Here is a 22,118-nt window from a genome sequence, read left to right on the forward strand (position 1 = left end):
CCCCCTTGACACGTCACTGCCAGGCCAAAGTCAACGGTGTTGACACCAGAGGCCCCTTCCGATCATCGGAAGGGGCCTCTGAGCTGGCGCGCGCTCGGCAGTGTGGTCGCTCAGGACATAGGAATGGGGTGTCTCAAGACATCGGAATGACCTTGGGGTCAAGGTCTGACGATGTCGAAGAGGCGTCTGGTGATCACTGCTGTGGTCGTAGAGGGCCGTACCCAGGGCGAGGTTGCGCGGGCGTACGGGGTGTCGCAGGGATGGGTCAGCCGTCTGGTGGCCCGCTACCGAGCCGAGGGCGAGGCTGCCTTCGAGCCGCGCTCCCGGCGGCCGAAGACCTCACCGACCGCGCTCGATGCGGCCACGGTCGACCTGATCGTCCGCATCCGAAAGGAGCTGGCCGGACAGGGCCTGGACGCGGGGCCCGAGACGATCGCCTGGCACCTGCTCCACCATCACCACCTGCGCGTGTCGCGGGCCACGATCAGCCGCTACCTCACCGCCCACGGCCTGGTGGTCCCCGACCCCAGGAAACGACCCCGCTCGTCCTACATCCGCTTCCAGGCCGAGCTGCCCAATGAGACCTGGCAGGCCGACTTCACCCACTACCGCCTCGCCGACACAGCCGGCACCGACACCGAGATCCTCACCTGGCTCGACGACTGCTCCCGCTACGCCTTGCACGTTACCTGCTGGCCACGCGTGACCGGCCCGATCGTCCGGGACACGTTCCGCCAGGCCGTCGCCGCGCACGGCATCCCGGCCTCCACCCTCACCGACAACGGCATGGTCTTCACCACCCGCCTCTCAGGCGGCCGTGGCGGCCGCAACGCCCTGGAACACGAACTGCGCCGCCTGCACATCACCCAGAAGAACGCCGCCCCCAACCACCCCACCACCTGCGGCAAAGTCGAACGCTTCCAGCAGACGATGAAGAACTGGCTGCGCGCCCAGCCCCACCAGCCCACCACCCTGCCCCACCTGCAGACCCTCATCGACCAGTTCACCCACGCCTACAACCACCAGCGACCCCACCGGTCCCTGCCCCACAAAGCCACCCCCGCCACCATCTACACCACCCGGCCCAAGGCCCTACCCGCCCACAGCCGCAACGCAGACACCCACACCCGCATCCGCCACGACCGCATCGACAAATCCGGCATCGTCACCCTCCGCCTGGCCGGACGCCTGCACCACATCGGCATCGGACGAACCCACGCCGGAACCCACGTGATCATGCTCACCAACGACCTGGACGTCCGGATCGCCAACGCCGCCACCGGCGAACTCCTCCGCGACCTGACCATCGACCCCAGCCGCGACTACCAGCCAACCGGCCGACCACCCGGCCCACAACGACGATGACCCCGAACCCAATCGTGGGTTCGAGGTCATTCCGATGTCCTGCGACATCACACTGCGCGCTCGGCAGGATTCGAACCTGCAACCTCTTGATCCGTAGTCAAGTGCTCTATCCGTTAAGCTACGAGCGCTTGGCTTCCCGGCGGTTTTTCTTGCCGGTCGGCGTTGCGGGGACAACATTACATGACCTGTGCCGTCAGGCGAAATCCGTTTCCCCCATCCCCACTGACCTGCGAAAACTCCGTTTTCGGGGGCCTGCGGGGCTGCTCTCACGAGACCCCCGGGAGTCCGCCTTCGCGTGGGGAGGTGTTTGAGGAGCGAGGGTGATTGCCACGGCAAGTCACGAGAGGGTCACTCTACGTTGCACCCCGTCAGCAGTGCGGTTGCGTGATCATTCGTGGCGGGTCCGGGAACGACACAGGGGCCCGCGCCTTAGGCGCGGGGCCCCCTGTCCGAGAGCGGAGGCTGAGGGATTTGAACCCTCGATGGGCTTTAAGGCCCAAACCGCATTAGCAGTGCGGCGCCATAGACCAGACTAGGCGAAGCCTCCAACACACCGGTCGCTCGCGCGAGCGCGAGGTGGCGTGTGCAGATGATGTCACAGCCCAGTGGGATGTCACCAATCGCGGACCACGGTACTCGGCGGGCGGGGCCCATCGCAAAGCCCTAATAGGGGGTGGGGCGGGCGCGGCCCGTACGGCGGAGCGCACTCCTTATGGCCGAGGGGAGCGCTTATGGCGAGCACAGCCCCTTACGGCGGAGCAACGCGCGCGGCGGCGGCGCGTTAGACGGGGCGGGGGCAGCGCGCCCTCGACTGATCACACCAGGAGTGCCCCATGCCCCTGCTGCACCGCCTCGCCGTCACCGCCGCGCTGGCGACCGCCGCCACCGCGGGCGCGCTGGCACCCGCCGCGGCCACGCCGCTGCCGCTGCCCCTGCCGTCCGACGGGGAGAGCGCCGACCGGCTTGTGATCACCGTGAGTGACAGCGGTGAGGCCGACGACGCCGCGACCTTTGGGCTGAGCTGCCACCCGACCGGCGGTACGCACCCCCGGGCGCGGGCGGCGTGTGCGCAGCTGGACTCGCAGACCGTGTGGGGGCGGGATCCGTTCGCGCCGGTGTCACCGGACGCGATGTGCACCGGACAGTACGGCGGGCCGGCCACGGCTCGGGTGACGGGCCACTGGGCGGGGCGTCCCGTCAACGCCTGGTTCAACCGCACCAACGGGTGTGAAATCGCCCGATGGAATCGGTTCTCCGTCGTTTTGCGCACGCCTGGGAGCTGACCTGGGGATTGGGCCGGGAGTGAGCGGAGAAGGGCCCGGTGAAGTTTGTCCGGGCGTGCGTCGAGACGCGTACGTCGCGCTGCGACCTCCCTCTCATCCACCGTCGCGTCCGGCGCTGGTGCCCGTAGACTCCCCTAGAGACACTCCGCAGATGGGACGGCAGAATGACCGCGGGTGTCAGCAAGGTGCGGTAGTCAGGGAGGAAGCGTCGTCGTGAGCAGCAGGCCATCCCGAGGCGCTGCTCGCCTCGCGGCGATACTCGACGCGCTCCCGGACGCGCTGTTGCTGGTCAACTGCAACGGCACGATCGTCAACGCCAACCACCACGCGCTGGAGTCCTTCGAGGCCCCGGGCACCGCCCTGGTCGGCCGTGGTCTGCTCGATCTGCTCCCCTCCTTCGATCCCAATCGCATTCCCGGGTCGATGCGGCGCCCCGACGAGGCACGGGGGGACGGCAGCAAGCCGACCCGGATGATGGCCCGGCGCACCGACGGGGCGCAGTTCCCCGTCGAGGTGACCAGCGCGAATCTGGAGGACGGGCGGACTCCTTACGCCGATCAGTACAGCTACACCGGCGATGAGCTGCTGATGCTCATCGTGCGCGACCTGACCGGGACGCTCGACACCGAGGCCGAACTCGCCCGTCAGCAGCGCCAGACCGAGATGATCCTGCGCGCGGCGGCGGAGGGCGTGGTCGGCGTGGACACCGAGGGCAAGGTGGTCCTCGTCAACCCGTCCGCCGCGCAGATCCTCGGCTACCGGGCCAGCGACATGGGCGGTCAGGAGCTTCACTCTCTTGTACACCACTCGCGCCCGGACGGTTCCCCCTTCCCGTACGAGGAATCGCCCCTCGCCGACACCCTGCGCTCCGGCCGCAAGCACCGGGTGCGCGGCCAGGTGCTGTGGGCGAAGGACGGAAGCCAGGTCCCGGTCGATCTGACCACCGCGCCCGTACGCGACGGCGACCAACTCGTGGGCGCCGTGCTGACCTTCACCGACCGGCGGGCCGAGAAGGCCATGGCGGCCGAGCACGCCGAGGAGGTCGAGAGCCTCACCTCCCGGCACACGGAGAAGGTCGAGAGCCTCACCACCCAGCACGCCGAGGAGCTGGAGGGGCTCACCGCCCAGCACACGAAGGCCCTGGAGGAGCTGCGGGCCCAGCTCACCGAGGAGCGCGCGCGGTACGCGGCACAGCTGGAGTCCGCCGCCGCCCGGAACGGCCAGCTGCTCGCCGTGCTGGACCAGTCCCTGCGCGGGCCGCTGCTACAGCTGCGCAGTGAGCTCGGAGTGCTCGCCGACGACCCGGCCGGGCAGCTGTGGCCCGAGGCCAACCAGATCCTGCACCACCTCGCCGCCGGCTACACCCGGATGACCACGCTCGTCGACAACGTCCTGAGCTATCAGCGGCTCGACTCGAGCGGCGAGGAGCTGGCCCGCCGTACGGTCTCGATGGACGAGGTCGTATCGGCCGGTGTCGAGGGCGCGGTCGAGCTGATCGGGCCGGGGCGCGCGCAGTTCGCCGTGCACGCCCCGCCGCTCGACGCCGAGGTGGACGCGGAGCGGCTGGCCCAGGCGCTCGCCCATCTGATCGCGGACGTGGCCGGGGTCGACTCCACCGGCAACGCCGCCTCGGGCGTCGCGGCGAGCGACTCCACGATCGTGGTCGCGGCGGCGCAGCGCGGCGATGTCGTACGGATCGAGGTCCGCGGACCGTACGCGGGCGGCGACCCGGTGCACGAGCCGATCGTGCGCGGGATCGTGCGCCTGCACGGGGGCGTGCTCCAGACCCATGAGATGCCGGGCATGGGCGGGCACGCCTACGTCCTGGAGGTGCCGATCTCGGCGGCGGCCGCCGCCGAGCAGGAGCGCATGGACGGCGACGCCGCCGGGCAGGGCGGCGGTACGCGGGGACAGGGCACCTCGGGCACGGGTACTGGCGCGGGTACGGGTGGCGGTACGGGCACGGCGGGCGGCAACGCCTCCGGCCAGACCCCGACCGGACCCCACACCCCGACCGGACGCCGCGCCCGGCACGGTGCGGCCCCCAGCGACACGCCGGGCGACACCAGCGGCGGCGGCACACAGGGGAACGGCACGCAGGGCGGTGGCACGCAGGGCGGTACGCCCCCGCCCAACCTCCGTAAGGCCGACCCCCGTACGGCCGACCCGCGTACGGCCGACCCCCGTACGGCCGACCCCCGTACGGCCGATCCGCGCACCGCCGCTCAGCAGGGCGCCCCGGGGCCGGCCCCGGGCGCGACCGCGCCCGCCGCGCTGCCCGCCGTCGTCGGCGAGGCCGCCGCGGCCCAGCAGCAGAACACGGCCGAGTCCGCGAACCCGCCACGGCCCACCGGACGGCGCAGGGCGCGCCCCCACCCCGACGAGGACCCGGCGGCGGCCGCGGCCGCGAACCCCGGCCAGAACGCCGAGGGAGCCGCGACCGGCAGCCATCGCCACGCTCGTGGCGGCGCACCGGAAGCGACCGGTCCGCAGCCGACGGGCCCCGCCGCCATGGGCGTTGTGCCGCCTCAGGGCATTCCGGCCCAGCAGCAGCCCCAGGGGCGCCGCGCCCGGCGCGGCGCACCGGCGCAGGAGCAGGGCGGGCCTCAGGCCGCCGGTGCCCCCGCCCCCGCGCAGGGCGCGGGCGGCCGACCCGCCCTCGCCCTGCCCGCGGCCTCCTCCGACACGTCCCAGCAGCCCGCCCAGCCGGTCGCGTCGGGCATGCCCGCGCTGCCCGCCGCCCGCACCCCCGAGGAGCAGCAGCCCAACTGGGGCCAGGACACAAACGGCGGCCAACCACAAGAGGCCCCACCCACCGGACGGCGCCGCGCCCGCCGCGCACTGGGCGAAGCGCCGGAGCAGCCCCAGGCCCCGGCACAGCCCCAGGCCCCTGGCCAGCCGCAACCGCAACCTCAGCAGTCCCAGTCCCAGCCGCAGCCCGCGGGGGATCCCGGCCTCGTCCGCTCCCCCTTCGCGCTGCCCCCTGCCGCCGCCGACCGGGCGCAGCCCGGCGCGCTGCCGCCCGAGCTCGGCCCGGCCGGGCTCGTCCCCGCGCAGCACGGCCCCCGCCAGGCGCGGGGCGGCGCGCCCCAGTCGCAGCAGGGCGGGGGACTGGCCGTACGAGGCGAGCCCGTATCGCCCAACGGCGCGGCACGGCCCGGTGGCTGGCCGTCCGACCCCGCTCAGGGGCAGGGCCAGGACCCGCGTCGGCCCCAGCCCCAGCCACCGGCCCAAGGCCCTCAGCCCGCCGCGTCGGGCATGCCCGCGCTGCCCGCCGCCCGCACCCCCGAGGAGCAGCAGCCCAACTGGGGCCAGGACACAACCGGCGGCCAACCACAGGAGGCCCCGCCCACCGGACGGCGCCGCGCCCGCCGCGCACTGGGCGAAGCGCCGGAGCAGCCCCAGGCCCCGGCACAGCCCCAGGCCGGTCCGCAGCCCGCGGAGACCAGCGGGCGCCCACCGGCCCAGCAGCCGGCGCAGCCCCCCGCGCAGTGGCCGGACGCGCCCGCGCAGCCGCGTCCGCAGCCGCTGCCCGCCGAGGCCCCGCCGAACGCCGACACCACCCAGGGGCGCGCGATCAGCGTGCGCACCCTGGGCCAAGGGGTGCCGTTCGCCCAGCAGGTGGGGGAGCAGCCCCAGGGCCGGCCCGCCCAGGGCCAGCCCCAGGGACGCCCGCCGCAGGCTCAGCCGCAGACGCCCTCCGGAGGCACCAGTACGGGGGGCGGCAGGCGGCGCAAGCTGGCCGCCCGGCCCGAGATGACGGACCAGGGCGCCTCGGCGGAACTTCAGCCGGCCGGCAACCGGGCGCGTCCGCACACCGGACCGCAGCCCCACACCGGGCAGCCCACGCACGGCGGCCAGCCGCCCCACACCGGACCGCAGCCGCACCCCGGTCCGCAGACCGGCGCGCAGCCCCGTCCCCAGCCCGGACCGGGGGCACAGCCGCAGCGTGCGGTGGGCGCGTCGCAGGGCTCCGGCCGTACGTTCGCCATCGGCGCGCCGGACGAGGGCGCCGAGGGGCCGGAGCCGCTGGACGGGCCCAACGGCGCCGTCGAGATCGTCGACGACCGCACCCCGCCGCCCGACGACGAGCTGCCGCCGGAGCCGCTGGACAACCCGCGCCGCCTCCTGGTGTGGCCCGCGCCGGACATGTCCACCCAGCAGGCGCTGAGCGACCGCGGCTACCGTCCGGTGATCGTGAACTCCCGTGAGGAGGTGGACGCGCAGATCGCCGCGTACCCGGCGGCGCTGTTCGTCGACCCGCTGACCGGGCCGATCACCCGGACCGCGCTACAGTCGCTGCGTACGGCGGCGGTCGCCGCCGAGGTGCCGGTGCTGGTGACCGCGGGGCTCGGCCAGGCGACGCGCGAGGCGGCGTACGGCGCCGACCCGGCCGTCCTGCTCAAGGCGCTCGCGCCGCGCGACAGCGAGCAGCATCCGTCGCGCGTGCTGCTGATCGAGGAGCACGAGCCGATCGCGATGGCGCTGACGGCGACGCTCGAGCGGCGCGGGATGCAGGTCGCCCGCGCCGCGACGGACGCGGACGCGGTCTCGCTCGCGGCCCAGATGCGGCCGAACCTGGTGGTCATGGACCTGATGCAGGTACGCCGCCGCCGGGCCGGGATCGTCGACTGGCTGCGCGGCAACGGACTGCTCAACCGCACCCCGCTGGTCGTCTACACCTCCGCGGACATCGATCCGGCGAACCTGTCCCGGCTGGCCTCGGGCGAGACGGTGCTGTTCCTCGCGGAGCGCTCGACGAGCGCTGAGGTGCAGTCGCGGATCGTGGACCTGCTGGCGAAGATCGGCACGAACTGACGCCCGCCGCCGCCCTTACTGACGTCGGACGAGCCCCGGGGCCGGAAGAGGTTCCGGCCCCGGGGCTCGTCGGCGATGGGCACGCCGGATGTCAGCTCATCAGCAGCCCTTCACCTTGTTGACCTTGGCGGGCCAGCGCCACCAGTAGTGCTCCCCGTTGCCCGAGTTGATCTTCTGGCACTCGAAGTCGGCCTGCGAGTCGAGGATCACCTTCACGTGCTTGGCCTTCCTGCACTTGTTGGTGATGTACAGGTGATCCGTGCCCCCGGAGAAGTTCGTCTTGAACTTCACGCAATCGGGCACGTTGACCCGGTCGACACGCTGCATGATCTGCGATCCGGCCGTTCGCTCGGTTGCCTGTCGCGCCCCGGAGGTGGCCGGTGCCGACGCCGCGGTGGCCGGTGCCGACCCGGCGGCCAGTGCACCCACGCTCAGGAGGGCGGCGCCCGTGGCCAGGGCGAATGTGCGCTGCATGTGGGTTGTCCCTTCTTCGTGGTCGCGTCGTGTGCGGGCGTGGTCTCTCCGGTGCACCGTCCGTTCCGTCCGTACGGCTTACAGCCTGTTCCCGGAGCCGACGGGAAGGCGACCTGATTCGGCCCGAGCCGAAAGACGGCGGTGCGTGACACTGGAGGCGTGGTGTTACGGATTCACTTCACGGGCGAAGACCTGGCCCATACCCGCCTGGCGCGGGGGCCCGGCCGTTTCTGGAGGTGGGGCTGGCGCTGTGGCGCCTGCGGCAACAACCGGCCCACGCCGCGCGGTCCGACGTATGGCAGTGGGAGGCCGCCAGACGGCTGGAGCCTTCCCTGCGCAGGCTGACGGCCCGGCATCCCCGGGCACGCTGCTCCGACTTCGTGTGGACTCCTACGGCGGCCGAGGATCCCCGGGAGGCTCTCGAAACCGTCCTGGCGACGCCTCTGGCACAGGTCCGCAAGCAGGTGGCACATGCCTGCGAGCGGTACCGTACGGGCTCCGCGTGGACACATCGCCTCGGCGACGGCTTCGGGGCCCTGGACCATTACGGCAGGCTGCTGCACAGCGTCCACGACCAGGTCATCAAACCGTCATGGCACCGGATCGGCACGTCGGCGGCCGCGGCGTGGGCGCGGCACGGGCCGTGCCCGGCCTCGGCGTGGGCGCGGCACGGGCCGTGCCCGGCCTCGGCCGGGATCGAGAGTGTGCTGGCCCGGCTGGAACACTGCGGGGCCCACTGGAGCCCGCCCGTACTGCGCGTCGACTCCCCCGGCGACCACGATGTCCACCTCGGCGGCCGGGGACTGATCCTCATCCCGACCCTGCTCGGCGGCGATCCCTTCCTCGGCACGGACCCCTTCGACGTCGAGGACGGGGAGCCGCAGCGGTGGCTGACGTTCTCCCTCCGCCGAGCCGAACAGCTGCTCCCCGCCGCGGACTTCACCGCGTCCGGTAGGCCGCCACAGCCCTTGTCCACCCTGCTGGGGCGCAACCGCGCCGCCGTGCTGTGCGCCATCGCCGAACGCCCGCGACGCACCACCACGCAGCTCTCCCAGCGGGTCGGCATCGCGACCGCCAGCGCCAGCGAACACGCGGCCATCCTCCGCGCGGCGGGCCTGACCACCGCGGCGCGCCACCACAACATGGTGCTGCACACCGTGACGGCGGCCGGGCGCTCCCTGCTGCACGCCTGTGCCGGCTGACGCGGCCACGCCGGTGAGGACGGTGAGGACCGAACGGGGAGCCTTACGGTGGCCGCGTTGCCCATAAGGGCTTGCTCACGGTGGCCGCATTGCCCATAGGAGCTCTCTTACAGTGGCCGCGTTGCCCATGGAGGCTTCCTTACGGTGGCCGCGTTGCCGACGCGCCCCCGGAACCCGGCGTTCCTCAGCTCAGCGTGGTCACGTCCAGCACCCCGTCCGCGTACTGCTTTCGGATGACCTTCTTGTCGAACTTCCCCACGCTCGTCTTCGGCACCGCCGGAATCACCGCCCAGTGCTCCGGCAGCTGCCAGCGCGCGACCCGTTCGGCGAGGAAGGCCCGCAGGCCCTCGTAGCCGATCGTGGCGCCGTCCGTCAGGACCACGGTGGCCAGCGGCCGCTCGCCCCACTTCTCGTCCGGCACGGCGACCACCGCCGCCTCGGCGACCTCCGGATGGCCCATCAGCTGGTTCTCCAGCTCGACCGAGGAGATCCACTCACCGCCGGACTTGATGACGTCCTTGGCCCGGTCCGTCAGCGTCAGATAGCAGTCGGGGCTGATGGTGCCGACGTCGCCGGTCTTGAGCCAGCCGTCCTCGGTGAACTTGTCCTCGGGGCGGAACGGCTCGCCATCCGCCCCTCCGTAGTACGCGCTCGCGATCCACGGACCGCGTACCTCCAGCTCACCCGGCGTCTTCCCGTCCCACGGCACGAGTTCGCCGTCCGCCGAGATCAACCGGCACTCGACCGACGACGGGAAGCGGCCCTGCGTCAGCCGGTACGGCCAGGCCTCCTCCGCCGCGAGACCGCCCGGCGGATGGGCCACGGAGCCGAGCGGAGAGGTCTCCGTCATGCCCCACGCGTGGACGACGTGGATGCCGTGGCGCTCCTCGTACGCCTTCATCAGGGAGGGCGGGCAGGCCGCGCCGCCGATGAAGACGTTCCGCAGACAGCTCACCTCCCGCGGCCTCGCGTCGAGCTCGGCCAGCAGCCCCTGCCAGACGGTGGGGACCGCGGCGGCGATGGTGGGGCGCTCGCGCTCGATCATCTCGGCGAGCGGTTCGGGCTGGAGGAAGCGGTCGGGCATGAGTATCGAGGCGCCCGCCATGAAGGCGGCATGCGGCGTGCCCCACGCGTTGGCGTGGAACATGGGCACCACCGGCAACAGTACGTCGCCCCCGGACATCCCGAACGACTCGGCGGTGTTGACCTGCATCGAGTGCAGATAGATGGAGCGGTGGCTGTAGGCCACGCCCTTGGGGTGCCCGGTCGTCCCCGAGGTGTAGCAGAGGGCCGCGGCCTGGCGCTCGTCGATCTCCGGCCACGCGTAATGCCGCGGCCGCCCCTCGATCAGCTCCTCGTACTCATGGACCCGGGCGGCGCAGCCGTCCAGGACGGAGCGGTCGCCGGGGCCCGCGACCACGATGTGCTTCACGGTGGTGAGGGTGGGGAGGAGCGGGGCCAGCAGCGGCAGCACGGAACCGTTGACGATGATCACGCGATCGGCGGCGTGGTTCACGATCCAGCCGAGCTGATCGGCGGGCAGCCGCAGGTTGAGGGTGTGCAGTACCGCGCCCATGGAGGGGACCGCGAGATACGCCTCAAGATGCTCGCAGTTGTTCCACATCAAGGTGGCCACGGCCTGTCCCGGCTCGACCCCGAGCTCATCGCGCAGCGCGTTCGCCAACTGGGTCGACCGCACCCCCACCTCGTGGAAGCTGCGCCGCTGGGGCTCGCCCTCCCCGGTCCAGGCGGTCACATGGGCCGTACGGCCGTGCACGAGGGTCCCGTGCACGAGGATGCGGGTCACGGTCAGCGGTACGTCCTGCATCGTGCTGAGCACCGGGGCCTCCAGAGGTTCCGGTTACGCGCGGGTAGAGGTTCCGCCGATTCTGCAACCGACCACCTGGTATGTCACTACCCCCGGACCGCGTCGATCCCCCGTCGATCCCCGTCGATCCCCCGTCGGCCGCCGTCGCGTCGATCAGGCGATCATGCCGCGTGGCCGAGTTCCGGGTCCTCGCGGAGCTTGCCGAGGGCGCGCGAGACCGCGCTCTTGACGGTGCCGACGGACACCCCGAGCACCTCCGCCGTCTGCGCCTCGCTCAGGTCCTCGTAGTACCTGAGGACGACCATCGCCCGCTGACGGTCCGGCAGCCGCAGTACGGCCCGCCACAGCGCGTCGCGGAGCACCTGCCGTTCGGCGGGGTCCGGGGCGGGCACCGTCTCGGGCTCGGGCAGCTCCTCGCAGACGAATTCGTCGATCTTGCGCTTGCGCCACTGCGAGGTCCGGGTGTTGACCAGGGCGCGCCGCACATAGCCGTCCAGCGCTTTGTGGTCCTCGATGCGCTCCCACGCCAGGTACGTCTTGGTCAGCGCGGTCTGAAGCAGATCCTCCGCGTCGCACGCGTTGGAGGTCAGCGAGCGGGCGGTGCGCAGCAGCACGGGCCCCCGCGCCCGTACGTACGAGGTGAACGACGGGAACGCGGCGGCGGATACGCCTGTGCACACGGTCGTGGTCATGGCTCAACGCTAGGAGCGAGCAGGTCGGAGCGGATCGGCCATAAGTGCCGAAGCGCAATCAGCCTCAGGTTGTACGGGTGGTGCCGGCACCACCTACTGCGGGGGGAGGGGGCGGCCGGACGGTCAGGGTTCTTCCCGAGGGCGACCCCGTGTTCATCCCGAGGGCGACCCCGCGTTCTTCCCGAGGGCGACCCACGGGTGCTCACTTGACGGCGACCCACGGGTGCTCACTTGATGATCGCGACCGGTGCGTCCACCTTGTTGCGGTCGATGCGCAGCGTCCGGCCGCCGTGGGTCACATCGACGTTACCCCGGTACTGGTGGATCCGGCGGTGCGGGTTCCACGCGCTCTTGGCCAGCGTCGACTCCCCGTACAGCGACGGCTTCCCGTTCCAGCGCGCGAACCACATCACGGAGGGCAGGTCATGGACCCCGGCCCGGCGGGCCTGCTCCACATGGCGCACCCCGGACTCGGCGCTGCTGTAGAAGCCGGGGAAGAAGCCGCGCGAGCGGACCTCACGGTTCCAGCCGCGGATGAAGGAGAGCGTCTTGGCGGCGCAGCTCGTCCGCTTCAGGTCGTACGCCTCCATGTCGAGGTAGAGCGCGCTGCGCTTCTTCAGGGAGAGCGCCTTGGCGCGCGCGACCGCGTCCTTGCCCTCCGCCCGCCCCTGGGAGAACGGCTTGCTGCCGATGGGCACGTGCTTCTTGTTGGTGTTGCGGACACAGGGCGACTGGGATCCGACGAAGATGGGCAGCACCTGCCACTTCATGCTCTTGACGCCGCGCATCCAGGAGACGGTGAGGTTGGGCTGGCTGGCGCAGGCCCGGCCGCGGCCCGCGTAGTAGACGCCGACGGCGCGGTAGCGGGAGCTGTTCCACGCGCGCAGGGTGGCGAGGGACGGCGCATGGCAGGTGTCGAGGGCCCAGCCCTTGAAGACCTTGGCGCCCAGGGGGCGGGGGTCGGGCAGGGCCTCCGCCGAGGCGGCGGGGGTGGCACCGGCGACCGCGGTGGCCAGGGCCGCGGCCAGACCGGTGGCCCAGCCCGTGATCTGCCATCTGCTCTGCTTACTTCGGGTCATATGACGAGTGAAGGGGGACCTCGGCGGCCCGGTACCGCCGACACGCGCGCGCGTCAGCCGTCTGCGCCGAGGAGAAGCCCGGATGTCGGTACCCCGGTGCCCGCGGTGACCAAGGTGCGGGCGGCCCCCGGCACCTGGTTGACGGAGCTGCCGCGGATCTGGCGGACGGCCTCGGCGATCCCGTTCATCCCGTGCAGATACGCCTCCCCGAGCTGACCGCCGTGGGTATTGAGCGGCAGCGCGTCCTCGGCCACGAATCCGGCCGCCTCGCCGCGCCCGCAGAAGCCGAACTCCTCCAGCTGCATCAGTACGAACGGCGTGAAGTGGTCGTAGAGGATGGCCACGTCGATGTCGGCCGGGGTCAGCCCGCTGCCGCGCCACAGCTGACCGGCGACCACCCCCATCTCGGGGAGGCCGGTCAGATCGTCGCGGTAGAAGCTCGTCATCTGCTCCTGGCCACGGCCCGCGCCCTGCGCCGCGGCCGTGATCACGGCGGGCGGACGCGGCAGGTCACGCGCCCGCTCCACGCTGGTGACCACGATCGCCTGACCGCCGTCCGTCTCCTGACAGCAGTCGAGCAGCCGCAGCGGCTCGACGATCCAGCGGGAGGCGGCGTGCTCGGCGAGGGTGATCGGCTTGCCGTGGAAGTACGCGGCCGGGTTGGTGGCCGCGTGGCGGCGGTCGGTGACGGCCACATGGCCGAAAACCTCGGGTGTCAGCCCATAGGTGTGGAGATAGCGCTGGGCGGCCATGGCGACCCACGAGGCCGGGGTCAGCAGCCCGAACGGCAGCGACCAGCCGAGCGCGGCACCCTCGGCGGACGGCTCGCGGTGCTGTACGCCGGAGCCGAAGCGGCGCCCGGAGCGCTCGTTGAACGCGCGGTAGCAGACGACCACCTCGGCGACGCCGGTCGCGACGGCGAGCGCGGCCTGCTGCACGGTGGCGCAGGCCGCGCCGCCGCCGTAGTGCACGCGCGAGAAGAAGGTGAGATCGCCGATGCCACACGCCTGGGCGACGGTGATCTCGGGGCTGGTGTCCATCGTGAAGGTGACCAGCCCGTCCACGTCGGCCGGGGCGAGCCCGGCGTCGTCCAGGGCCGCCTGGACGGCCTCGACGGCCAGCTTCAGCTCGCTGCGGCCCGAGTCCTTGGAGAACTCGGTGGCGCCGATGCCGACGATGGCGGCCCGGCCGCCCAGGGTGTCCGGCTTGCGGGCGCTCATCGGGGGGTGTCCGGGGTGGTGGGGACGTCGGTTCCCGGGGCGTCGCCGGTTCCCGGGGCGTCGCTGGGGAGCTGCACCGTGACCGTGCCGGTCACATGGTGGCCGATGGCGTTCTTACCGATGACGGCGACCTCAGCCGTGCCCTCCGCGACCGAGGTGACCTGGCCGGTCAGCACCATCTCGTCGCCCGGGTAGTTGGGCGCCCCGAGCCGGATCGCGACCTTACGGAGCCTGACCCGCGGCCCGAAGTGATCGGTGATGTACCGGCCGACCAGTCCATTGGTGGTGAGGATGTTCATGAAGATGTCCGGGGAGCCCTTCTCCTTGGCCGCCTCGGCGTCGTGGTGCACGTCCTGGTAGTCCCGGGATGCGAGGGCACCGGCGACGATCAGGGTCCGGGTGATCGGGATGCGCAGTGGGGGCAGCTCATCGCCCGTACACACCGCCATACGACCGCCTCCTCGCGTCATCCGTTATGCCTCCGCGCCCCGGAACACCGGCAGCTCCAGCTCCTCGTCCACGCGCAGGAACTCCAGCTCGACGGGCATGCCGATGCGCACCTTGTCGTACGGCACCCCGGTGATGTCGCTGACCATCCGCACGCCCTCCGCGAGCTCGATCAGGGCGACCGCGTAGGGCGGATCGAACGCGGGGAAGGGCGGATGGTGCATGACCACATAGCTGAACACCGTGCCGGCGCCGGACGCCTCGAACGTCTCCCACCGCTGGGAGCCGCACGCCCCGCACCCCGGCAGCCAGGGGAAGCGCGGGGTGGCGCAGTCCAGGCAGCGCTGGATGAGCAGTTGGTGCCGGGCGACGCCCTCCCAGAAACCGGCGTTGTCGCGGTTGATGACGGGGCGAGGGCGGCGGGGGCGGTCGGCCGTCGGCTCCGGCTTTCGCGGCGGTTCCGGCTTTCGCGGCGGTTCCGGCTTTCGCTTCGGCTCCGGCATCCGCGTCGGCTCCGGCTTCGCCGCGTTCTTGGGTCGCGCGGGTGCGTACTTGAGGATGCGGAAGCGGTGGGTGCCGACCAGCTCCCCGTCCCCGGTGCGGACGTTCATCCGGGTGGTGACGAAGTGTCCGGTGCCCAGCTTGGTGGTCTTGCTCGGCGACACCGACTCGATGACCGCGTCGAAGGTGACCCGGTCGCCGGGGCGCAGCGGCCGCAGGTACTCCTGCTCGCAGTCGGTGGCGACCACCGAGGTGCAGCCCACGTCGTCGAGCAGCGCCAGCAGCTCGTCGTACGCCTCCGAGCGGGCCGAACCGCCGGGGTGCCCGGCCAGCCCGCCCATCGTCCACGCCTGGAGCATCGTGGGCGGGGCCACAGCCGGATAGGCGGGGTTGGTGTCGCCCATGGCCTCGCACCAGTGTCTGATCATGGGCTCGTTGACGGGGTCCCTGCCCGTGCCGCCGCTCGCGGCCGTTCGCCCCTCGTACGCCTTCAGCCGTCCGTACAGCTCTTCCGGGTCAACGTCCAGGTCATCACGCGTCATCGCTTCCCCTGCCGCATGTCTGCCGTAGAAAGCAATCTGACTATCCGTCAGGTAAATCGACGCTGTCAAGGACGGACGCCGAAGCACGGCACACGCGCGCGGTCGCGCGATGGCGTCGATACGCCACCGCGCGACCGTACGACCTCACCCGTCCCGTTTCGCTCAATGAATCACCACAGCTCACTCAGATCGTTCGGACACCGTGCTGCTTCCGCGCTCCCCGCGATTCCCTTACGGGCGCTCGCGGCGGTCGCGGGCACTCGTGGCGGTCGCGGGTGCTCGCGATGGCGGCGACCTGCCCCCGTGCGAGCGGGTCACATCCCAGGAGCCGCGCCCCGCCCTGGACGCCAAGAACGGTGGCGCGGCGAAGGTACGGCCAGAACCCGTCCGGATGTCCGCCATCTCGATTCCTCCGATCGATCCTCCGACCCCCGCGACCTCCCCGAGACTCGGAAGGGTCGCGGAAGCAGAGTTGCCCACCGATTCCCGGACGATGCACACGGGCCGCTGGAATTACCACGCAAGCATGATGAACCTGTTTTAAACACCCCACGCACCCCCACTCCCCGTGTCACGCCGATGCGCCCGGAGCGCCGCCCCACCCGGCCATAGGCCGAGCCTTACGAGGGATTCCGTTCCGCATAATTTCGGCCATCCTCGGCGGCTTGCCGGGCCCTCTTCCCATTACCGAACACTTGTCCGAAAATGGGTGACATGGCGAATCCCTTACTCGCCCATGTTCTTGCCCACGCCCTGACCGCGGCGGCCCACGGTTTCCGCGTGATTCCGCTGACCCGCGCGAAGCTGCCCGCCGTGCGCTCCCCTCACCACCATGACCCCGCGCCGTTGCCGTGCCGTGGCGAATGCGGTCGGCTCGGCCACGGCGTCCACGACGCCTCGGCGGACCCGGACGCGATCCGCACCCTCTTCGCCGCCGCCCCCTGGGCCACCGGCTACGGCATCGCCTGCGGATGCGCCCCGTACCACCTCATCGGCATCGACCTGGATGTCAGGGGTGCGCGGCCCGATAAGCCGGGAGCGTCCGGCAGGCCCCAGGGGTCCGGGGGAGCGGGCGACACGAACGGCCGAGCCGAAGGGACCGGAGCGGCCGGGGCCGGGGCATCCGGGAGTCCCCATGCAAGCCGTAAGGACGGCACGGACGGTCTGGCCGCCCTCGCCCGGCTGGCCCGCGAGCACGCCTTCGCCATCCCCCGTACGGTCACCGTGCTCACCCCGAGCGGCGGCCGCCATCTGTGGCTGTGCGGCCCACCCGGCCTCGCCGTCCCCAACTCCGCCGGCCGCCTGGCCCCCGGCATCGATATCCGCGGGCTGGGCGGCTATCTCGTCGGCCCCGGCTCCTACGCCTCGCACGGCAGCTATCGCCTCGCACCCGGCGCGCCCGCCTGGGCCCCGGCCCCCGTACCGTCCGCCCTGTTGCGCCTGCTCACGCCACCCCGCCCGGCCCCGCCCAGCTCGTACCGCCCCTCGTACCGCCCAGGTCCGCCGTTCCCCGAGCCGCGTCCCGCGGCCCTGGAGGGGCTCGTACGGTTCGTCCGCGCCTCACGGGAGGGTCAGCGCAACGACCGGCTGTTCTGGGCGGCCTGCCGCGCCTACGAGACGGGTGCGGGACCGGAGTTGGCCCCCGCCCTGATCGAGGCCGCGCTCGACACCGGCCTGTCCCCGCGCGAGGCCCGCGCCACGGTAGCCTCCGCGGCCCGCAGCGCCGCCCGCCACCTCCAGCCGCCGGACGCGTGTGCCTGACGTCCGGCCTGATGCCCGTTATGCCCCCTGGGCGGCTTGAACGGAATAGAGGCGGCAGACGTATCGGAGGACGCCAGAGGCGGCGCGATCCAGCGGTACACGGACGGTGACCCGTGCGCTACGGGAACGAGGAGCACTATCGTGACCATGCGACGAGGCGCTCCGCACAGGAGCCGGAAGGCGCAGCAACCGGAAGGCGCAGGGACCGAAACGCGTAGGAACCAGGCGGCGCGGGGACCGAACGGCGCAGGAACCACACGCCCACCCGCCGGTGCTTCCGCCCTGAGGGCGGACAGTGAAGGGATTCCCGCTCTCCCCGTGATCGGTGCTCCGCGATCGGTGCCCCGCGACCGGCGCTTCGGCACCGGGGCCCCGTGACCGGTGCTCCGCGACCGGCGCCCGGTGACCGGCCGACCGCCTCCGGCGCACCGGCACCAAGGCGCGAACAGGGGGGAGCATTGCACGAGCTCTACGCACAGGGGTGGTTCGCGGACATCGCGTTACCCATAGGCGTATGCGCGCTGGTCACCTGGATCTCGCTGGTCCATCGTTTCGCCGACAAGGGCCGCCTGCTGGGGACCGTAAGGTCCGCGTCACTGTGCTGCGGCATCATCGCCTGCACCTGCGCGGCGGCACTGCTCACCATCGCCCTGCTGCTGCCGCACGCCGCCGATGTGCCACCCGCCGTGGCCGCTGCCGCCGCGGGCGGGGCCCTGGCGCCTCGCGTCCGTCAGCAGCAGAACCAGCAGTCCACGCCGCCCTTCGTGGCCGTGATCACGTTGGGCATAGCGGTGCTGCTGAGCGAGCTGGAGCGGCGGCTGGTCCACGACATGTACCTCCACTGCCACCGCCTGGTCAGGGATTTCGAGAACGTGGCCCAGCTGCGCATGTTCGCCTTCGAGGCCCGCCTCCACCTGCGCGGCTGCACCCCCGCGACCAAGGACAGGACGACGATCAACACCCTGTACGAGGAGGTGGACCAGCTCCTGGACGACGCTGCCAAGGTCGAGGCCGACATCGAGGCGAAGTGCCGGCAACGCGAGGTCCAGGAGTTCCCGCCGGAGCTGCACGCCCCGACCCGGGAGGAAGCGGAGGACCGCCGCCAGACCCTGGCGATGGCCATGGACGCCTGCGTACGCATGCTGGAGTTCGGCTACCGCACCGGGAAGCGGAGCGGCGACCGCGAGCTCATGCGGCTACGGGACGAGGCGCTGGCCGTACGCCCCCTCGCCACGACGGGCGCCTCGCACCCCTGACGTGACTCGGACCTTTGACTTGACTCGGACCCCTGACGGGGCGCCGCACACCGCACACCACGGCGACGCCCGTCAGAGACGCACCCGGCGCGCCCCGATGCCTTCAAGGAGCGTAGACAAAGGCATCGGACCCATCGCCCAGCCCACGCGGCCGCTGAGCCCCGTCCTCCTTGGGCTCCACAAAACTGATCTTGATGTCCAGCTCCAGCGCATCGGCCACGGCAGCGAGGCTGCGCAGCGTCAGATTCTCGTCACCGGAGAGGATTTGGCTCACTCGTCCCGGGCTGACGTCCATGAGCCGGGCGAGGTCAGTGCGGCTCATGCCACGCTTCCCCAGCAACCCGGCGACCTCCACAGTGGCCTGACGCGCCAACCGCGCCCCCGAGTGGTCGGCAGCCTCCGCCTTCGCGCCTTTGCTCTTCCACGGCACGCTTCATCAACCTCCCAGCGCATGGTGCCGACCTCGGGCGTCGAACGCCCTCAGTCAAAGCTTCCCACCTTTAGCTACAACTAAAAGCCCACTTCCCGCCTTCCCACCCACCATCCACCCCCCAAACAGCCGATCCCCCGCCCCTGACCTGCACCAACACTCCACCCATAGCTTTTCGGCCAGATCTGTCCACCGAGCAGCCCCACCGAACGGACGACCGCCCCCGTCCCCCGTCTCCAACATCCGCACCGTGAAGATCGGCGATGCGAGTGAACTCGTTGACGAAGCCCCCTACGTACGCTTCCAGAGCCCGGTCCGGAACGAGCGCGGCTACTTCTCCGGGGTGTTCGGCCTGGTCAACGGCCTGGCACGGAGCGGGAAGCTGAGCACTGAGCAGGAACGCTTCCGACGGGCCAACAATGACTGGTACAACGCGGCCTACCCAGACCCCTCGACCGCGGCGAGAGCAGAAACGGGGCCGACGAAGAACCCGACCGGATGTGAAGTCGCCGCACCGAGCTTCAACCGGCGACTTGAGGGATATCAGCTCATCGGCGCTGGATATCAGCTCATCGGCGCTGGTCCGACGGCCAGAGGCGGTGAAAAAGTCTCCGGGATCACTTCAACGAAACACTTGAAGTCATGAATCCCCGAGACACCGATCCGCCCTGGGCGGAGCCTGCCCTCGAGACCCGCCACGACGCGGGAGGAGCCGCCCCCGCGCGGCGGCAGTGGTCGACGCTGCTCGCGGTGAGCGCGGCCCAGCTCCTCGTCGTCCTGGACGGCACCATCGTGAACATCGCGCTGCCCTCCGCCCAGAGCGCGCTCGGTATGTCCGACGCGAACCGGCAATGGGCGATCACCGCGTATGCCCTGGCCTTCGGCGGTCTGCTGCTGATCGGCGGCAGGGTCAGCGGCGCACTCGGCCATCGCCGTACGTTCATCATCGGCCTGGCCGGTTTCGCCGCTGCGTCCGCGCTGGGCGGTGCCGCCGTGAACTCCGGGACACTCTTCGGGGCCCGCGCCCTGCAAGGCGTCTTCGCCGCCGTACTCGCACCCGCCGGGCTGTCGTTGCTCAGTACGACGTTCACCGAGCCGCGCGAACGGGGCCGGGCGTTCGGTGTGTTCGCCGCGGTCGGTGCCTCCGGCTCCGCCCTCGGCCTGGTCGCCGGGGGACTGCTGACCGAGTACGTCAGCTGGCGGGGCTGCCTGTACATCAACGTCCCTGTCGCACTGCTCGCCCTGCTCGGCGCGACACGCGTGCCACCGGACCACCCCAGCCGCGGCGACGGGCCGCTCGACGTCGCGGGTGCCCTGCTCAGCGCCGCGGGCTTCGCCGCCATGGTCTACGCCTTCAACGAGGCCGAACCCCTCGGTTGGGGCTCACCGAGGGTACTGACCCTGCTGACCGGCAGCGGCCTGCTCCTGGCCGCGTTCGCCGCCGTCGAGGCGCGAGCCCCCCGCCCGCTGCTGCCGATGCGCATGCTCCTGCACCGCGCCCGCTCCGGCGCACTCATCTCGATCGGCCTGATGTTCGTCGCCATGTTCGGCTTCTACCTGTTCATGAGCTACTACACCCAGACCGTCCTCGGCTACTCACCGGTCCAGGCGGGCCTGACGCTGATGATCAACGCCCTGGCCGCCCTGATCGGCTCCACACTCATCGCCGGGAAGCTCCACGGACGCCTCACGCCCGCCGCGCTGATCCTGCCCGGCCTGATCACCGCGGCCTCCGGAATGCTCATCCTCACGCGCCTGACGCCACACAGCGCACACGTCCTGCCGCTCTACCTGGCACCCGCCCTGGTACTCACCGGGCTCGGCCTCGGCTGCGTCATCCCCCCGACCGCCGCCCTGGCCACCGCCGACACCCGCCGAGACGACATCGGGGCCGCATCGGCCGCCTACAACGCCTCCCAGCAACTCGGAGCCGCCCTCGGCACCGCACTTCTCAACACCATCGCGGCCGGCGCAACGGCGTCCTCCCTGGCGTCAGCACGCCACACCACACCGAACTCGGCATCCGTCCACGGCTACACCACGGCTCTGACCGTCGCCTTCGGCGTACTCCTCGCCGCCGCGTGCATCGCCGCGCCACTGACCACGACCCGCCGCGCGAACGGCCACGGCTCACGCGAGCCGTGAGCGCCCGTCAAGCGACGCCCGCTAGCAATGGGTGGGGAGGGGCGGTCGGCGTCTCCTCCGGATCGTGTCTGAGCAGGAGGCAACGATGCGTCGTATCGGGCTTGTGGCGGCGTCGGTGACGGGTGCGGTGTCCCTCGCCCTGTCGCCGGCGGGATCGGCCATGGCCGCCCAGGGCACCCTGACCGTCGGCCTGGCGACCCACACCAACCCCAGTGGCTGTTACACGACGAACGTCTGGCCCATGTTCGTGGCCAACAACACCAACCAGGTCGCCACCGTCTTCGACCTCCCGAACTGCCAGGGCCACGCGATCGGCCAGGTCCGGCAGAACGAGTCCAACCTCTTCGAGTTCGGCACCAGCGTCTCCATCCCCTGACACCCGGAGCACGACACGCAGAAGGGGTGCCGCCTTGATCCATGGGCACCCCTTGGATCAAGGGGCACCCCTTCTGACGGCTACACCACGCGAGATCGGGAGCAGGTGCTCATATGCTCCGGCTTCGGATGTCGCGGGCCATCGCCTCGATCGTCGCTGTCATGTTGCGGCGTAGTTGGTCCAGCCGTCCTCGCAGGAGCGCCGCGGCGTTCTCAGGGTCGGCCCGCACCGCCGCGCGGGCTCCGCTGTCACCCGGTCCATGGATGAACGACTGACGGACCACCGTCCGACCCTGCCGTGCGGCGGGCCGTAGATCGTAAGTCCAGGTGGCGAAATGCTCCTCGGTTTCCGGGGAGCCCCCGAACACTCTCCAGCCGAACGAGTACGGCCGGTCCGCCGCGACGACCACGCATACGACCTGCGTGACAAGCCCGTTGGGGAACCGGTTGCGGGCCTCGAAGCGCGCCCCGACCGCTGGTTCGCTCCAGCCGTCCAGCCAGCCCGCGTAGGTGCACTCCGGGCTCCAGTCACCGATCCGCGAGAGGTCCGTGATCGCCTCCCAGAACTGGTCCACCGACGCGTCGACGGAGAGTTCGACCTCTGCACGGGCGCCAGTCACGCCGAAATCCTGATCCATACGAGGGCAGACCGACCCGACGACGAAAACTCATCGCAGCCCCTCCGGCTCAGAAAGCTCTC

At 71.5% G+C, this 22,118-nt stretch carries 18 protein-coding genes and 2 tRNA genes; 9 read left to right on the forward strand and 11 right to left on the reverse strand.

The genetic code is table 11. The annotated features are described in order from the left end of the window. Window positions 1-171: 171 nt before the first annotated feature. Window positions 172-1,365 (forward strand): IS481 family transposase, encoded by a 1,194-nt coding sequence (locus tag ACJX2R_RS25940; RefSeq protein ID WP_413102085.1) that lies wholly within the window; start codon window positions 172-174, stop codon window positions 1,363-1,365. Window positions 1,366-1,420: 55 nt separating this feature from the next. Here the strand turns inward: ACJX2R_RS25940 and ACJX2R_RS25945 are convergent. Beyond that, window positions 1,421-1,493, reverse strand: a tRNA-Arg gene (locus ACJX2R_RS25945). 328 nt (window positions 1,494-1,821) lie between these two features. After that, window positions 1,822-1,912 (reverse strand) — tRNA-Ser (locus ACJX2R_RS25950). A 286-nt stretch (window positions 1,913-2,198) separates the two neighbouring features. On the opposite strand from ACJX2R_RS25950, the gene ACJX2R_RS25955 reads away from it, so the two are divergent. Beyond that, window positions 2,199-2,648 carry an SSI family serine proteinase inhibitor gene (locus ACJX2R_RS25955; RefSeq protein ID WP_413102086.1) on the forward strand — a complete coding sequence of 150 codons (450 nt, stop codon included), beginning with the start codon at window positions 2,199-2,201 and terminating at the stop codon, window positions 2,646-2,648. A 213-nt stretch (window positions 2,649-2,861) separates the two neighbouring features. Next, a complete protein-coding gene (locus tag ACJX2R_RS25960; protein ID WP_413102087.1) occupies window positions 2,862-7,466 on the forward strand; it encodes a PAS domain-containing protein in 4,605 nt (1,534 codons plus the stop codon). A 99-nt stretch (window positions 7,467-7,565) separates the two neighbouring features. Here the strand turns inward: ACJX2R_RS25960 and ACJX2R_RS25965 are convergent, their stop codons facing one another. Then, a complete protein-coding gene (locus ACJX2R_RS25965) occupies window positions 7,566-7,940 on the reverse strand; it encodes a hypothetical protein (RefSeq protein WP_413102088.1) in 375 nt (124 codons plus the stop codon). 236 nt (window positions 7,941-8,176) lie between these two features. Between ACJX2R_RS25965 and ACJX2R_RS25970 the strand changes: the two genes are divergently transcribed. After that, on the forward strand, window positions 8,177-9,142 hold the full coding sequence (locus tag ACJX2R_RS25970; RefSeq protein WP_413102089.1) for a winged helix-turn-helix domain-containing protein: 966 nt from the start codon (window positions 8,177-8,179) through the stop codon (window positions 9,140-9,142). Window positions 9,143-9,326: 184 nt separating this feature from the next. Here ACJX2R_RS25970 and ACJX2R_RS25975 read toward each other — a convergent pair whose 3' ends face one another. The 6 genes from ACJX2R_RS25975 to ACJX2R_RS26000 all read right to left on the reverse strand — a co-directional run bounded on the left by ACJX2R_RS25975 (window position 9,327) and on the right by ACJX2R_RS26000 (window position 15,451). Continuing rightward, window positions 9,327-10,982, reverse strand: a complete 1,656-nt coding sequence (locus ACJX2R_RS25975) for a long-chain fatty acid--CoA ligase (RefSeq protein WP_413102090.1) — start codon at window positions 10,980-10,982, stop codon at window positions 9,327-9,329. 149 nt (window positions 10,983-11,131) lie between these two features. After that, the gene (locus ACJX2R_RS25980; protein ID WP_413102091.1) at window positions 11,132-11,662 is read right to left on the reverse strand and encodes a SigE family RNA polymerase sigma factor; all 531 of its coding nucleotides are present in this window, start codon (window positions 11,660-11,662) and stop codon (window positions 11,132-11,134) included. A gap of 227 nt (window positions 11,663-11,889) precedes the next feature. After that, window positions 11,890-12,741: a DUF1906 domain-containing protein gene (locus ACJX2R_RS25985; protein ID WP_413102092.1), complete on the reverse strand. Its 852-nt coding sequence runs from the start codon at window positions 12,739-12,741 to the stop codon at window positions 11,890-11,892. Between the two features lie 53 nt (window positions 12,742-12,794). After that, entirely contained in the window at window positions 12,795-13,961 is a 1,167-nt protein-coding gene (locus ACJX2R_RS25990; protein ID WP_413102093.1) for a lipid-transfer protein, read from the reverse strand. Then, a complete protein-coding gene (locus ACJX2R_RS25995) occupies window positions 13,958-14,410 on the reverse strand; it encodes a MaoC family dehydratase (protein WP_413102094.1) in 453 nt (150 codons plus the stop codon). The genes ACJX2R_RS25990 and ACJX2R_RS25995 overlap by 4 nt, the downstream gene beginning before the upstream one ends. A gap of 24 nt (window positions 14,411-14,434) precedes the next feature. Beyond that, window positions 14,435-15,451 (reverse strand): bifunctional MaoC family dehydratase N-terminal/OB-fold nucleic acid binding domain-containing protein, encoded by a 1,017-nt coding sequence (locus ACJX2R_RS26000; RefSeq protein WP_413102095.1) that lies wholly within the window; start codon window positions 15,449-15,451, stop codon window positions 14,435-14,437. 714 nt (window positions 15,452-16,165) lie between these two features. On the opposite strand from ACJX2R_RS26000, the gene ACJX2R_RS26005 reads away from it, so the two are divergent. Further along, the gene (locus ACJX2R_RS26005) at window positions 16,166-17,212 is read left to right on the forward strand and encodes a bifunctional DNA primase/polymerase (RefSeq protein ID WP_413102096.1); all 1,047 of its coding nucleotides are present in this window, start codon (window positions 16,166-16,168) and stop codon (window positions 17,210-17,212) included. 458 nt (window positions 17,213-17,670) lie between these two features. Next, window positions 17,671-18,468, forward strand: coding sequence for a hypothetical protein (locus ACJX2R_RS26010; RefSeq protein WP_413102097.1), 798 nt, complete (start codon window positions 17,671-17,673; stop codon window positions 18,466-18,468). A gap of 103 nt (window positions 18,469-18,571) precedes the next feature. On the opposite strand, the gene ACJX2R_RS26015 is transcribed toward ACJX2R_RS26010, so the two are convergent. Further along, window positions 18,572-18,898, reverse strand: coding sequence for a helix-turn-helix domain-containing protein (locus tag ACJX2R_RS26015; RefSeq protein ID WP_262702258.1), 327 nt, complete (start codon window positions 18,896-18,898; stop codon window positions 18,572-18,574). 250 nt (window positions 18,899-19,148) lie between these two features. Here ACJX2R_RS26015 and ACJX2R_RS26020 point away from each other — a divergent pair, with 250 nt between their 5' ends. The 3 genes from ACJX2R_RS26020 (at window position 19,149) to ACJX2R_RS26030 (ending at window position 21,419) form a co-directional block, all read left to right on the forward strand. Further along, the gene (locus ACJX2R_RS26020) at window positions 19,149-19,544 is read left to right on the forward strand and encodes a hypothetical protein (protein ID WP_413102098.1); all 396 of its coding nucleotides are present in this window, start codon (window positions 19,149-19,151) and stop codon (window positions 19,542-19,544) included. Beyond that, the gene (locus ACJX2R_RS26025) at window positions 19,541-21,043 is read left to right on the forward strand and encodes an MFS transporter (protein ID WP_413102099.1); all 1,503 of its coding nucleotides are present in this window, start codon (window positions 19,541-19,543) and stop codon (window positions 21,041-21,043) included. Before ACJX2R_RS26020 ends, ACJX2R_RS26025 begins: the two co-directional genes overlap by 4 nt. Window positions 21,044-21,128: 85 nt before the next feature. Further along, window positions 21,129-21,419 (forward strand): hypothetical protein, encoded by a 291-nt coding sequence (locus ACJX2R_RS26030; protein WP_413102100.1) that lies wholly within the window; start codon window positions 21,129-21,131, stop codon window positions 21,417-21,419. Window positions 21,420-21,528: 109 nt separating this feature from the next. On the opposite strand, the gene ACJX2R_RS26035 is transcribed toward ACJX2R_RS26030, so the two are convergent. Continuing rightward, the gene (locus tag ACJX2R_RS26035) at window positions 21,529-22,038 is read right to left on the reverse strand and encodes an SRPBCC family protein (RefSeq protein ID WP_413102101.1); all 510 of its coding nucleotides are present in this window, start codon (window positions 22,036-22,038) and stop codon (window positions 21,529-21,531) included. Window positions 22,039-22,118: the final 80 nt, after the last annotated feature.

The organism is Streptomyces sp. Inha503 (assembly GCF_047215865.1).
Classification (GTDB): domain Bacteria; phylum Actinomycetota; class Actinomycetes; order Streptomycetales; family Streptomycetaceae; genus Streptomyces; species Streptomyces lycopersici.

Bases quoted from the DNA above. Each gene is read 5' to 3' on its own strand.
- ACJX2R_RS25940 (WP_413102085.1), top strand. From the start codon at position 172: ATGTCGAAGAGGCGTCTGGTGATCACTGCTGTGGTCGTAGAGGGCCGT.
- ACJX2R_RS25955 (WP_413102086.1), top strand. From the start codon at position 2,199: ATGCCCCTGCTGCACCGCCTCGCCGTCACCGCCGCGCTGGCGACCGCC.
- ACJX2R_RS25965 (WP_413102088.1), bottom strand. From the start codon at position 7,940: ATGCAGCGCACATTCGCCCTGGCCACGGGCGCCGCCCTCCTGAGCGTG.
- ACJX2R_RS25980 (WP_413102091.1), bottom strand. From the start codon at position 11,662: ATGACCACGACCGTGTGCACAGGCGTATCCGCCGCCGCGTTCCCGTCG.
- ACJX2R_RS25985 (WP_413102092.1), bottom strand. From the start codon at position 12,741: ATGACCCGAAGTAAGCAGAGCAGATGGCAGATCACGGGCTGGGCCACC.
- ACJX2R_RS25990 (WP_413102093.1), bottom strand. From the start codon at position 13,961: ATGAGCGCCCGCAAGCCGGACACCCTGGGCGGCCGGGCCGCCATCGTC.
- ACJX2R_RS25995 (WP_413102094.1), bottom strand. From the start codon at position 14,410: ATGGCGGTGTGTACGGGCGATGAGCTGCCCCCACTGCGCATCCCGATC.
- ACJX2R_RS26000 (WP_413102095.1), bottom strand. From the start codon at position 15,451: ATGACGCGTGATGACCTGGACGTTGACCCGGAAGAGCTGTACGGACGG.
- ACJX2R_RS26005 (WP_413102096.1), top strand. From the start codon at position 16,166: ATGGCGAATCCCTTACTCGCCCATGTTCTTGCCCACGCCCTGACCGCG.
- ACJX2R_RS26025 (WP_413102099.1), top strand. From the start codon at position 19,541: ATGAATCCCCGAGACACCGATCCGCCCTGGGCGGAGCCTGCCCTCGAG.
- ACJX2R_RS26030 (WP_413102100.1), top strand. From the start codon at position 21,129: ATGCGTCGTATCGGGCTTGTGGCGGCGTCGGTGACGGGTGCGGTGTCC.